We start from the raw sequence: 12,900 nt of genomic DNA, 5'->3' as shown, positions 1-12,900 counted from the left end.
ATGCAATCCCTGCACTCCGCCTTCGGGTCGAGGTCGACCTTAGCCTTGCAGTCGCTTGGCTCGCCGGTTTGCGCCGCACGCCACCTCGGAAGCACTGGTCGAATGCCGCACCAACGAAGCGACCTCAGATCCCGAGCTGCTCGGCCACCGCCGGTCCGCCGATGTCCCGCACCAGCGCCGGGTCGCCGACGACGATCAGCTGGTCGGTGGCACGCGACATGCCGACGTACAGCTTCTCCCGCGAGCGGTCGTGGGCGGCCGACTCGTTGACGCAGAGCACGACGGCCGGTCGCTCGAGGCCTTTGCAGCCGAGGACGTGGCCGTAGAAGACCTCGTCGTCCCAGTAGGTGCGCCAATAGCCGACCTGGCCGCGCGACTCGGCGAGCTCGACCTGGACGTTGTGGCGCTTGCCGGTCGTGAGCAGCGCGATGTTGCCGGGCGCCCAGCCAGCGTCGAGGAGGATGTCGATCGCGTCGTCGGCCGCACCCACCGGGTCGTCGGCCGTGGGGATGAAGTGGACCGCGGCACCCTCGCCGCCCCGCGACGTCATGCGGGTGGGCGCCAGCGGCTTGAACGACTCGTGGATCTGACGCGTGTTGCGCAGGTTGTGGTCGAGCACGAGCGGCACGAGCGGCACGGGCGGCTGACCGAACCGGGCGAAGATCCGCTGGTTCTCGTCGGAGTAGACGTAGACCCCGCCGTGCTCGGGGTCCTTGAGCGCCCGCAGCAACGGCACCCACCAGCTGTCGGCGAAGTCCTGCGCCTCGTCGACGATGATCGCGTCGTACTTGTCGTGGTCGGCCAGGTCGGCGGCGAGGTCGGCCATCAGCTCGGGCAGCCGTTCCTCCCAGAACTCGCTGTCCTCGCGGTCGCCCTCGGGGGCGCCCCACCGTCGCCCGACTCGTGGAAGGTGCCGACGTACGCCGGGCGGGTGCCCTTCGGCCACGACTCGACCTCGCGCCGCAGGAACTGCCCGAGGCCGATGGAGTAGCAGAGCACCGCGACCCGCTGGGGTGGGGCGTCGTGTCGGCCCCGCGTCAGCTCCTTGGCCTGCGCGAGGGCGAGCACCGTCTTGCCGCTCCCCGCCCCGCCCCGTACCTCGATCCGGTTGAGCAGCCGAGTCACCTGGAGCAGTGCGGCCTGCTCCGCGGTGAGCCGGTCGGCCTCGGCCTGCCGCTCGAGCGCCTCGGCGTTGCGGTCGTGGCCGGTGAAGCCGCGCCCCCGGAGGATCTCGCTGATGAGCTCGACGTCGGCGTGGGACGGCGCCCTGTGGGACTGCGACGCGCAGCGGGCGTTCTCCGCGAGCCGGCCGGCGAGGTCGTGGACGTCGTCGCGGTCGTGGAGCGCCCACCGCGGACAGTCGGGCGCCGCGAAGTCGGCGGGGAAGGCGGAGTACGGCGTCACGACCGCGTGGGCCCACACCACGTGGCCGCGCCCGCCCCACCGGGGGTCGGCCTCGACGTAGTCGCGGAAGGCGTACTTGACCCGGATCGCCTGGTCGACCGGGCGGATCTCGCGCTCGCCGCCGCCGCGCTGGGTCCATCGCCCGCCGTCGTAGGAGACGGATCCGCCCTTCACCTCCACCACCACGACCCCCGCGTCGGGCAGGAGGACCATCAGGTCGGCCTCGTGGTCGAGGTTGTGGTCGACGAGCCGCTGGTTGGCGATGAGGAAGGCGTCGCCGGGGAGCGTGTCACGCAGTCGCTCCCACACCTGTTTCTCGGCCTCGCTGGCGAACTGCGGCCGCTCCGGGAGCAGCCGGGTCACGAGATCGCCTCGTCCTCGGGGAACAGCGTCAGCTGCTCCTGCCGGTCCGGCTTCGCCGGGGCCTGCACGGCCAGTCGCAGCGCGCTCCGCTGACGCGCCCGCAGCCCGTGGTAGTAGCGCTGCCGCGCTCGGGACAGCTTGGCCGTGGCCGTCCGGCCCTCCTTCTCGGCCTCACGCAGGCGCACACCCCACTTGTTGGCCCGCGCGAGGGAGTGCCGGATCGCGGCGAGCAGCAGGTCGCGGTCGCCGTGGAAGATCCGGAGCATGGTGCTCGGGTCGACCGACCCGCGCTCCTCGCTCTCGAGCTCGCGCAGGACACGCAGCGCCTGCTGGAGCCGCTCGTCGTGCGGCCCGTCCGCTTCCCGGCTCGGAGGCGTGGCTGCCTGGGGCGACTGGGCGGCCTCGTCAGAGAAAACGTCCCGTCCTCCCACTCGGGTGACGAGCTCGCTCACCCATCGGTCCATGCTGTCCCCGACACGCTTGATCTCTGCGCGGAGGACCTCCGGCACGAAGGCGGCCACCGGCAGCTCTCGCCGGACGGTGATCCGTCGCTCGGCGAGGACGAAGGTGAGCCCGAACTCGGCCTGGTTGAGGAGGTTGACCTCGCTCAGGGCCCGCTGCTCGTCCACCACGTCGACGACCAGGGTCGCGTGCATGAGGATGCGGGGCGCCGACTGGGCGATGGTGAGGTAGAGCACCGACCGCTCGGTCATGATCGGGAGGTCGCCGTCCTCGTCCCAGTGGGGGGCGTGGCCCAGGACGGGGGCGAGCGCGGCGTCGAGGGCTGCCCTGACCTCGTCCGCGTTCTCCGCGAAGGTGGTCCGGTCGGCGTCCGCTGCCTCCCCTGGGTCGGACTCGGGCTCCCTCGGCTGCGGCTCGAGCCCCCCGGCGTCGAGGTAGATCGGGTGGAGCACCCCGTAGACCTCACGCAGGGCGCGGACCATCATCACGGCTGCGAGGTCGGCCTCTCGCTGCTCGAGGTCCGTCCAGTAGTTCGGCGAGGCGTCCGGCTGCGGCAGGGCGAACCCGAGCTCGCGCATCGCCTGCTCGCCCGTCTCGTCCAGCGCGTGGGCCCGGTCGAGGAACTCGTTGCTGACTGCCTCGACGCGCAGCTGGTCACCGTAGGCCAGCGCCTGGCAGTAGGGCGTCGCACCCTCGAGCTCGTCGTCCTGGGGCAGTTCCACGACGACCGACTCGTCGGCGCCCAGCTCCGCCAGCCGGTCTCCCAGCCGCTGCCTGAACTCGCTCCAGGCCTTCTCCACTGCGTCGTCCCACCGACGCTCCAGCTCATCCGTCATCTCGACCCCCGTTCTCGTCGTGCAGATCACACGTTAGGGGCGACCACTGACAGTCCGGCTGCACGCGGCGGTTTACTCCCGGCCCGCGGCGCCAGCGCGGAGAGCCTTCAGTCGTACACGTAGTGGCGACGTGCTGACGTGGTCGAGGTTCAGCGGAGGGTCGAGACGATGAACCACGCGACGCTCGAGATCCCCTATCACGTCCCCGTCATCGAGCCTCAACAGAACCACGCTGAGGTGCTCGCGCATCCAGTCGGTGAGTTCTGGTGGGCCCAGGATCCGGCCGCGCGTCTCGTCGAGCACGGCACCGAGGGTCCGGCGAAGTGTCGACGCCGACCGGCGACGTCCCAGGTGCTGCCCAAGAATCCGCGTGCGGAGCGTGCTCGCGCTCCGTGTACCCGTTGGCCACTTGGTAGCGCCTGTCTGTCCGACATAGATGAGACCGGGCGCCACCGGCTCACCGAGTCCTCGCGCCAAGTCCGCCGCGCCGGAGTCGTCCACGAACCAGGCGTACAGGCCCGGTCCGGCCAGCTCCGTCCTTGACAGTAGGCGCCCATTGCTTGCGGACGTCGCCACCGACTCGTCCGCCAGTCGGCGCCACACCGGTTCCACGTCCCCGGCGAACAAGTGCGAGCGGTCCGTGGACCCGACGCGGCCATACCACTGCAGCTGCGAACCCAGTGACAATCCGGCCAATGGGAGCTGGATCGTGGCGCCCGCAGCTCGCAGCGGCCCGTGAAGCGGCCCGACGTACTGCCGCCCGGCGTGGATCTCGATGGTGCGCCCGCCCAGACCGTTGAGCAGCAAGCTCAACCGGGCAACGACCCACTCACCCCACACGCGACGGTAGGCACGAGGCGTGTCCGGTAGATAGCGGTCGTACGGCGCCAACCACTCATCTGGGCTCACGAGACCGTGCTCGGCGGAGAGGATGAACCAGGGAACTCCTGCGCCCTCGGCGTACCTCCGCGCTTTCGAGAACCGCGTTGAGGAGTAGAGGTCCTTCGCGGCACTCGGCTTGTCACGCTTGGTCTTGGAGCAGGACACCAGGACCACCCGACCTCGATCCGCTAGCCGGTCAGCCGTGACTGCAGTTGCCGCACCGTGTGCGACAAGGGTCTGCATCGGTCGACTGTCCGGGACACCCCCGCCGCCGGTCCGCACAAAGGTGACGGAGACGCCGGGTTCCCGGGACTCCAGCTCGAAGCCGGCGGCCCGCCATGCGCGCGTGTGCGGACGGTCCCCGCTCCACCAGGGCACGTGATTCAACGCTGACTCCGGTACACCCCCCACGAGGGCGTCGAACTCGGGCCAGCTCAGCTCGACGCGCTCGCCCTGTGTGCTGAGGTGCCTGGCCAACGCACGCCAGTTCGCTGCCATGGATACAGGGTGGCCATGCAACCAATCATTCGCCAGACCCGCTTCTTCGCCGGCAACATGGCCGATCAGGTCACCGCACCTCCATGACCGGCTCGCCACAGTTGGGGCACGGGTTCATCTCGACACACTCGTCGTCGGAGGACGTCCCTTCACTGCCGCAGTAGTCGCACTCCCAGCGCGCCATGACTCCCCGTTCCGCGGACCCGTGCGGCCCGACGTGACGACGCTACAGACGGCCACCGACAACCGGGAGGAGCTGCCCGTGCCTCTCCTGGGCGACAACGGTGCGGTTCAGGGCCGATCAGTCGTCGCGCGCGAGCTGCTCCGCCTCGGCTGCGAGCTGAGGTGCCAGCTCGAACAGCTCCTCGATCAGGAACGGGTACGCGACGAAGGTGCCGGCCCGACCCACGATGAGCTCCACGCCGTCCTGATGCAGCTGCACGTCGCCGTCGAAGTCCACATCGACGTAGAGGCGGTCCTCCACCCCCGAGTCGTCGTCGGCGCCCATCGCCTCGAGGAGTCCCCGGCGATCATGGGCTGCGCGGTTCCCGTAGCGCAGCGCGTACTCCCGTGACGTGACCGCCGGGTCGTGGAAGGCGGACGCGTCCAAGCTTGCGAACCTGTCGGGCACCCGGATGAGCCGCTGCCAGACCTCGCTGACGGACGCGCCCAGTGCTCGGTGCTCGGGCCGGGTCAACGAGGCTTGATACGCGTCGTTGCCACGAGGTAGCACGTGGACCACGCGCACGCGTTGGGCGCCCTCGGCGCCCGCCCGCTCCAGCTCGTGGGCGAGCAGCTGCTGGCGGACCAGCTGGTAGAAGGGCTCGTCCAGGAGCAGCTCGAACGGCAGCACGTCGCTCCGAACCGGCCCCGACGGGTCCTCGACGAATGGCTTGTAGCGTCCGGCACGGACCTCGTCCCTTCGCCTGTCGGGCTTCCGCTGCCCGTACGACTCCGTGTACTTCCACTCCACCAGGACAAGCTCGACGACCCCGTCAGGGGTTCGGTGGAGGAACGCTGCGTCCACGCTCGTGCACCTCGCACCTCGAGTCCTCGAGCCGGTGACGGACTCGCCGAAGAAGTCGGTGGGCCCGATGTACTCGAAGGTCAGGAAGCGTCCGGGTTCGATCTCGAGGACCTCGCCGACCTCGATCACGGACGCGAAGGCCCTGGCGATCCTCGTGGGGTCGTCGACCATGCGAGCGAGTGCGTTGACGCACTGGACCTGCGACGACAGAAGGTGGTTGCTGGGTCCGTTCCCGACTCCCGCGTGCCAGGGAATACCCAGCTCCTCGAAGACGCGGAGCGCTGTGCTGCGAACGTCGGGCAACAACGTGAGGGCGGCATGCTCAGGCGGGAGGCAGAAGTCATGGTCAGTGGTGCCGCTGAGACCGTCCTACCCGACGTACGGCGCCGGGAGCCGGGCCTCGTCGGGGAGCGATGTTGTCGAGTTCTTCCATCGCGCTGCTCTTGCTCGCTCGGCCAGCACGAAGGCGCCGGTCATCCGGCAAGCTCCTTCAAGTCCCCGGTGATCGAGACCTCGTAGACGCGCACGTCCGGGACCCCGAGGTCGGCGGCGTTCAAGGCATCGCGCACCGCAAGCATGCGGTCCTTCAGCTTCTGGGTGGCGCCACGCTGGAGAGCCACGACGGGCCGCACCGACAGTCGACCGGGCAGCGTCACGTCAGTCTTGGGGCAGAGCCCGAGCTCGCGGCGTTGACGGAGTGTGTCGCCCAGGACTTCCCGCGCGAGCGCGTGACCGTCCTCGTCGATCCACGTCTGGAGCACCCGGGCATACATGGTCGCTTGAGCGGCCACCCACGGGACCCCACCGCCCGCGAGCGGCTTGACCTCGATGGCGAGCACTTCGCCGCTGGCCTCGAGCGCGAGGAGGTCGCACTCCGCTCCGAAGTTCGTGGGAACCTTCCCCGGCCCGAAGTCGTGTCGGTGCAGGACGTCCAGGATGGGGCGCCGGCAGTCCCTGAGCATCCGCTCCTTCGTCTTCTTGTCGCGGAAGTGGGGCACCACCTCGCGGTCGAGCATGACGCGCTTGCGACTCGTGCCCGAGCTGACGGCCGCCTGCACAGCTCCCTCGGTGACGCCGTGGTTCTTCGTGGCGACCGGGATGACGCGCTCGAGGTAGAGCTCGACGTCGTGCCAGCGCTCACGCCAGGTGTCGACCGGCGCAGTCTTGCGCCAGTCTTGGTCGAAGCCGTGACCCTTGCCGGTCCAGGTCTGGTGGCCGCTCAGCTTCAGTCCGTCCTTGGTGCGGTGGAGGTTGAGCACCGCCGTGAGCCCCGTGTAGAGCGTGGCGTGCTCTGCGCCGGACTTGGGTGACCTGCGGAACTGCAGGTCGAGAGGATAGAGCGCGCGCTTGGTGACCATGCGGGTCAGCGAGGCGGCCACGCCCTTGGGGCGAAAGTGAGCCAGCAGATCGTCCGAGACACGGCGGTCATAGCGGATCTCGAAGTCGCTCATGTTTCCTCCCGAGAGTCGATCCTTGCGTGACAGTAGTCGACGGGGCTGACAACACGGGGGGAGTCGGTGCGAGCCCACCGGCGCGATCTGGCGCGCGTCGATGCACTGTGCCGAAAGGCCCCCGGCTCGAGACATCGGCAAGTAGCGTTCACCCCGGCGGTGATCAACCGCCCGCCATACTCTGCATCACGACACCACAAGGCTCGGGACTTCTCATGACACGACGGCTGACCAGGTCGGCACTGCGCCTCCTGCCCCTCCTCCTGACATTCGTCGTCTCACTCGGCGTCTTCTCCGTGGCGAAGAGCCTCGGATGGCTCTCACCCTTCGGGATCCAGTCCGAGACCAACGACTCGCAGGTGATCCGCGCCATCGAGCGGACGCAGGAAGTCTCCCTGCTGAGCCTCGGGATCCAGGGAATCACCGACAAGACCGAGAGCCGTGAGGTGTTCGGGCAGTCCATCCCGGGCAGCGCCGAGACGGTCTTCCTCCAGTACAACTTCGACGCCAAGCTCGGCATCGACGGCGCTGAGGTCACGGTGACCCGGACCGGTGAGGACAAGTACCAGGTCTCCGTCCCCGAGTTCATCTTCATCGGGTACGACGAGCCGACCTTCAGGGTGGCCGTCGAGGAGGACGGGCCCCTGAGCTGGGTCACCCCGGACGTCGACAAGGTCGAGATGGTCAACGAGATCCTGAACGACGACGCCCGTGACACCTACATCGAGTCGAACCAGGACCTGCTCGAGGAGCAGACCGCGGTGTTCTACGACCAGCTGATCACCAGCATCGCCCCGACCGCCGAGACCACTTACGAGTTCCGCTCCTAGGACGTACGGCGCGCACTCGCGAGGCTCTCGAGCGCCTCGACGAAGAACCGCCGCGGCGAGGCAGCAGGCAGCGCCGCCGTCACCTGAGTCAGGGCGTCCTCGAGCGACGCCCCCTCCAGCACCGCCACACGCGCGGCCACCGTGGGCGTGCGGCTCTGGGCAGCCGCGCAGTGCAGGTAGACCCGCTTGCCCTCGTCGCGCAGCCGCAGCACGGTCCGCGCGGCGTCGTCGATGACCCAGTCGACGTTCGGGTTGTCGGCGGGCTCGGTGTCGATGAGGCGCACCTGCACGTGCTCGCGACCGACCACCTGGGTCCGCCCGACCCGGCACAGGCTCACGACGACATCGATGGTGTCGGGCAGGTCGTCGAGCGCCGTCGCCCCGCCGATCCACACGTGCTCGACAGTCGGGTGGGGCACGAACGCCCGGTGGTAGTCGTAGTCCGCGTAGTCCATCCGGTCGACGTCAGGCCAGTGACCCGGGCGAGGCGCCACGGTGCGCGTCGCGAGCTCGACCAGCGCCTGCCCGCTAGGGGCACCCCAGCCGTGCAGCATCGACACCCACGCCAGCGGTACGGCGCTGGCACCCCACCGGGCCCCGAGCAGCGCACCGGCGATCGCGGCGACCGTGTCAGTGTCGTGGCCGATGCCGATTGCGGTGGCGAGCGCGTCCTGGAGCTGCCGGCACGGCATCACCTCGGGCACCGGTGTGTGGACGATCGCCGACCACGCCGCCTGCAGCGCGCCCACGACCCATCCGTTCTGCGCGAACGCCGAGGGCGGGTTGGCCTCCGCCTCCGCGAGCAGCGCCGCCCAGTCGATGTCGCCGGTGGTTGAGGTGCGAGCGGAGCGAGCCTCGAAACCCCCGGCATCCTCGAGCTCGGCCAGGGCCTGCGCCGCCGTCGGGAGCTCACCCGTCAGCACCGCGTGCCGGATCATCAGGCACCACAGCGCGGCTCCCTCCTGCGCCAGCGGGTCGTGGTGGGTGAGCGCGCTGACGGCCTTGGCGGCCTCTACCAGCGCGGCGGGGTCGTCGAGGTGGGCGAGCGCCACCGGCCCGGTCCGCATCAGCGACCCGTTGCCGGCGGAGCGTCCGCTCTGCTCGTGCACCCGGCGCGCTGCCTCGGCCATCTCGGCGCCGGTGGCCGATCGGCCCGCCAAGCGCAGCACCTGGCTGGTCTGGATACCGACGTCGGCCGGCCCCCCGGCGTACCACTCGGCGAACCCGTCCGCGACAGCGTCGAGCGCCTCTGCGCTGCGCAGGTCCGCGCCGGTCGCGGCCACCCGGGCGATCGCCACCGCCTGAGCGGTGTCGTCGGTCCACTCGCCGGGGGCGAAGCCACCGAGCCCGCCGCCGATCATCGCCGGCGTCCCGTCGTACGGCGCTGCCCCGAACTCGTAGCCGGCGCCCAGTGCGTCACCCGCGGCCGAGGCCAGCAGCACCCCGCAGGCCCGGTCGATCTGTGCCGAGGTCAGCCTCATCGCACACCTGCCAGCATCGGGTGGCGCACGTTGCTCAGCCGGGTGTGCACGTCGCGGCCCTGCCACTCGAGCCGGACCCGGTCGACGTGCTCGGTCGCGCCGACCCCGCGCTGGGCGACCCCGGCACCCTGCACGTAGCGGTCGTGGACCAGCTCAGCCCTTCCGAGGAAGCGACGGGCCCGCCGACCCGGCGTCGCGACCTCGGGTGCGAACCGCGCGTCGAGGGCGGCGGCGTCGATGATCGCCCGGAACTCTCGGCGCAGCGTGATCGTGGAGTCGAACACCTCGGCGACGTAGGGCTGACCGCCGAGCCCGATCAGCACCCCGACCTGGCCGGGCAGCGCCCGGAAGGCGGAGGTGTCGACCGTCGTCCCGTCCAGGTGACGCACGAACGAGTCGGTGTCGTTGGTGGTGCCGGCGGTGTGCTCGGCGACCCGGCTCCAGACCGTGCGCTGGACGTCGCCTCCCCCGCGGACGGCGTCCCGAAGGTACGGCGTCGCGCGCCGCCCCCGGCTGGTCTGTCGGGTCGACCCCGCCCAGCGGCCCTGCTCGACGCACGCGACGTCGACCGGCATCCGCTGGTGGACACCGACCATGACCGACAGGGTAGCCATCCGGTGCTGCCAGCCACCCTCGAACAGCTGGCCTTCGAGCACCAGCACCGGCCGGTCACCGTGGTTGCCCACCATGAGCTGACCGACGTCGGGCCCGTTGTCGGCCTCGCTGATGTCGAGCGTCTTCGCGCTCGTCGTGTACCGGCTCCAGCCGGCTCGGTCCGCCCACAGCGGGAAGACCGTCATCGCGCCCCGGGTGATCCCGCGACCTACGTGCAGTGTGTTCATCGTTGCCTCCCATTCGCCGGCGTTGTGTCCGGCGGGAGGACTGTGACAAGTGGACCGTCATTGGGAGGGTGACTCGACTTACCTCCACCGGGGCGCGAGGTCAGCGGGGAGGTCGTCGATGGTGATAGTTCGGGTGAGGTGGCACAGGTAGTGACCGAGCTGGTCCAAGCTTTCGAGGTTCAGCCACCGCTCTTCGTTGACCCGGTCACGGACCGCAAGCACCGTTTTCGTCAACGCCGGCTGCCCGATGCCGAGGGCAGAGGCGGCCGCGGACAGCAGATTGGCCGGGGCGGGCTCGCCGACCAGGAGCCACCGGAACGTGGCCGCAATCCGCTGCCGCTGGGTCGTCGTCAGGTTCAGGCGGTGGGCGCCGTATCTGGTGCTGCTCACCTCCCCGGGGTCGCGCGCGTCCTGCAGCTCCGGCACGTCCCACGCGAGCTCCTCGGTGTGAGGATCGACCAGCGGGAGCGACTGGATGACCACACCAAGCTGGATGAGCTCGTCAAGCTCGGGGAAGGTCAGCGTCGACTTGCCCTCCTGCAACGCGATCAGCGCGTGGCAGCCGAAGACGTGGTCGCCGACGAACTCGTTGACCACGCGGACCCGCGCGCGAGAGCCGAGCTGCACGATCCATCCCATGGGGGCCGGGACGAACCGGCACAGGTTCCTCGGCACCCACGAGTTCGGAATCACCAGGCCATGACCAGGTGCGCGGCCGACTGACGCCGGTTCCGCGGTGGGCAGTCGCCACTTGCCCGCGGGCCCATCCTGGGTGTTCAGCCAGACGTGGCCCAAGACATCGTTGATCACCGTCGCAGGGTAAGTCGACTCACCTCTGGGCGTGGCCAGGTTGTCCTAGCGTGTGCACAGCGCCCACCCCGCCGAAGGAGTCGCCATGCCGGCCGATCAGTCCGTTCTCCTGCTCCGCATCTCACAGTCGTGGTCTCCGAGCATGACCGACGACGAGGTTTACGCCGTCACCCGCCACTGGTGGCGGACGAAGTTGGAGAAGGCAGAGCAGGTCGAGCGCGTTCTAGCCGTCGCGCACGGACGAGTCGTCGCCGCGTTCGAGCCTTACGCCTGGGACCGGTGGCCAGCGGGCGAGCCGTACCGCTACGGCTTCGAGGGAAAGGTCGCTCCTGACGCGGCCGACTGGCTCGGGTACGACGTCCGACACCTCTTCAAGCCTGGCGCTGCCAACCCGGTCCGCTACGCGACAGTGGACGAGGTGCGTACACCCGCGACAGCTTCGCCACCGTCACTACACACCTCCGGCGAGACCATCCTCGTGCTCCGCATCAGCCAGGCGTGGCACCCCGCGATCACCCCCGAGGAGCTGTACGACGCAACGCGCCACTGGTGGGTGCTCAACCGGGAACGCCTCCCCGGCATCAGCCTCGTCCTCGCCGTCGCGGGCGGAGAGGTCCGGGAGGCGTACCGGCCCACCGCCTGGGAGTCCTGCCACGAGCCAGGTTGGGAGCACCGGGTCGGCTTCTCCGGCGAGATCGATGCCCAACGACAGCGTTGGGCAGGCCTCGACGTCTCCCACCTCTTCAAGCCGGGCTCTGCCAACCCGGTGCGCTACCTGTCGTACCGCGACTTCACCGGGCTCGAGGCTGATGCTCAGGCCCCGTCGAGGGTGCGGGAGCTCATCGACAGCGCCGATGGTGAGGAGCCGAGCCTCCTCGAGCAGGTAGCGCCTCTCTTTGACGCGTTGTCCGGTGACCTGTTGTGGAGCATGTCGCAGGCGGCTCAGGAGCTGTTCCACTCGAACACGCTGGGCTGGCTGATCGAGCACCGCCCGAGGGCAATGCAGCCGCTCGTCGAATTGTTGTGCGGACGCCGTTTGGCCCCAGTCGACCACAGCACTGTGTGGCGCGAGCACGCCAACCTCGACCTGGTTATCGAGTCGGCGCTGAACACTGGCGAGAGCGTCCGCATCGTCGTCGAGAACAAGACGTACTCCATCCCTGCGTCTGCACAGCTAGAGAACTACTACGAGTCGAAGAAGCTGCCTTGGCAGAAGCAGCCACAGCCCCAGGATGCGGAGTGGACGCTACTCACCCTCATGGCACCGACGTTCCCCATGCCATACACGTGGCAGGTCGTGAGGTACGCCGACCTGGTCAGGGCGTTGGACTCGGTCGACGCTGCCACACTCGACGACGACGGGGGTTGGTCCGGCACCAGCGCCCCCGCGCGCGAGCTCTTCGAGCGGTACCGCCGCTTGGTACGTCGTCTGGTCGATCTCGAGGTGCTCCTCCAACCGGCGGCTGCTCTTGACTCCGCCTTCGAGGTCACTGACGTGATGCAGCACTTGGTGGGGACCAAGTTCGGTGGGCCGCTGCAGCGCATGCGCTTCAGCGGACTCGCCGACCTCGTCCAGCAGAGGCTGAACCACACCGAGACCATCGGCACCGGTTTCTCCAAGGGCACGGGTCTGGTCGAGTGGACGACGGCGTTGACCGACCAGACGCGCATCGGCTGGCAGCTCCAGGGTGGTCAGCTGCGTCAGCAGCTGGTCGTCGGCAAGCGACACCCCACGTACGGTCGCGGTGATAAGGCGGCCACGACTCGCGCTGAGCTGGCCGACGAGTTGTGCCCCGACTACTTCGACCTGTCGGCGGCTGAGCGCGTATTGGGGCCCCGGCTTCTACCCGTCGTGGGCAGCGCCGGCGGTTGGAAGCACTTCGCACCCGACTTCGTCTACCGCTACCGCAAGGTGGATCCGTCGACCACCACTGATCAATTGGCAGATGCCCTCGTCACGTTAACGCGCTGGGGTCGGGAGTTCGCCCGTCGCTGCCAGAGCCTCTGAATCTCG

At 69.4% G+C, this 12,900-nt stretch carries 10 protein-coding genes and 1 pseudogene; 2 read left to right on the top strand and 9 right to left on the bottom strand.

The window, feature by feature from the left end:
- Positions 1-124: 124 nt before the first annotated feature.
- The 6 genes and pseudogenes from K6T13_RS03130 to K6T13_RS03105 all read right to left on the bottom strand — a co-directional run bounded on the left by K6T13_RS03130 (position 125) and on the right by K6T13_RS03105 (position 6,923).
- Positions 125-826 (bottom strand): ATP-binding domain-containing protein, encoded by a 702-nt coding sequence (locus K6T13_RS03130; RefSeq protein WP_222897029.1) that lies wholly within the window; start codon positions 824-826, stop codon positions 125-127.
- Positions 826-1,767 carry an NERD domain-containing protein gene (locus tag K6T13_RS03125; RefSeq protein WP_222897027.1) on the bottom strand — a complete coding sequence of 314 codons (942 nt, stop codon included), beginning with the start codon at positions 1,765-1,767 and terminating at the stop codon, positions 826-828. Before K6T13_RS03125 ends, K6T13_RS03130 begins: the two co-directional genes overlap by 1 nt.
- Positions 1,764-3,065 carry a TY-Chap domain-containing protein gene (locus K6T13_RS03120; protein ID WP_222897019.1) on the bottom strand — a complete coding sequence of 434 codons (1,302 nt, stop codon included), beginning with the start codon at positions 3,063-3,065 and terminating at the stop codon, positions 1,764-1,766. The genes K6T13_RS03125 and K6T13_RS03120 overlap by 4 nt, the downstream gene beginning before the upstream one ends.
- Positions 3,066-3,137: 72 nt before the next feature.
- Positions 3,138-4,445 (bottom strand): DUF6884 domain-containing protein, encoded by a 1,308-nt coding sequence (locus K6T13_RS03115; protein ID WP_222897014.1) that lies wholly within the window; start codon positions 4,443-4,445, stop codon positions 3,138-3,140.
- 301 nt (positions 4,446-4,746) lie between these two features.
- Positions 4,747-5,796, bottom strand: a pseudogene (locus K6T13_RS03110) (PGN_0703 family putative restriction endonuclease); the annotation flags it as partial.
- Between the two features lie 149 nt (positions 5,797-5,945).
- Positions 5,946-6,923, bottom strand: a complete 978-nt coding sequence (locus K6T13_RS03105) for a hypothetical protein (protein ID WP_222897007.1) — start codon at positions 6,921-6,923, stop codon at positions 5,946-5,948.
- Between the two features lie 215 nt (positions 6,924-7,138).
- Between K6T13_RS03105 and K6T13_RS03100 the strand changes: the two genes are divergently transcribed.
- On the top strand, positions 7,139-7,753 hold the full coding sequence (locus tag K6T13_RS03100) for a hypothetical protein (protein WP_222897004.1): 615 nt from the start codon (positions 7,139-7,141) through the stop codon (positions 7,751-7,753).
- Here K6T13_RS03100 and K6T13_RS03095 read toward each other — a convergent pair.
- From K6T13_RS03095 to K6T13_RS03085, 3 genes are all read right to left on the bottom strand, one after another.
- On the bottom strand, positions 7,750-9,234 hold the full coding sequence (locus K6T13_RS03095) for an ADP-ribosylglycohydrolase family protein (RefSeq protein WP_222896996.1): 1,485 nt from the start codon (positions 9,232-9,234) through the stop codon (positions 7,750-7,752). The two genes, K6T13_RS03100 and K6T13_RS03095, sit on opposite strands and share 4 nt — an antisense overlap.
- The gene (locus tag K6T13_RS03090) at positions 9,231-10,076 is read right to left on the bottom strand and encodes an ARPP-1 family domain-containing protein (RefSeq protein WP_222896993.1); all 846 of its coding nucleotides are present in this window, start codon (positions 10,074-10,076) and stop codon (positions 9,231-9,233) included. The genes K6T13_RS03095 and K6T13_RS03090 overlap by 4 nt, the downstream gene beginning before the upstream one ends.
- A 78-nt stretch (positions 10,077-10,154) precedes the next feature.
- A complete protein-coding gene (locus tag K6T13_RS03085) occupies positions 10,155-10,703 on the bottom strand; it encodes a hypothetical protein (RefSeq protein WP_222896988.1) in 549 nt (182 codons plus the stop codon).
- A gap of 325 nt (positions 10,704-11,028) precedes the next feature.
- Between K6T13_RS03085 and K6T13_RS03080 the strand changes: the two genes are divergently transcribed.
- Positions 11,029-12,894: a hypothetical protein gene (locus tag K6T13_RS03080; RefSeq protein ID WP_222896985.1), complete on the top strand. Its 1,866-nt coding sequence runs from the start codon at positions 11,029-11,031 to the stop codon at positions 12,892-12,894.
- Positions 12,895-12,900 lie beyond the last annotated feature (6 nt).

It is taken from the genome of Nocardioides coralli (genome assembly GCF_019880385.1).
Taxonomy (GTDB): domain Bacteria; phylum Actinomycetota; class Actinomycetes; order Propionibacteriales; family Nocardioidaceae; genus Nocardioides; species Nocardioides coralli.
The sequence above is the reverse complement of the archived record's forward strand: the minus strand, read 5'-3'. Positions and strand labels throughout refer to the sequence as shown.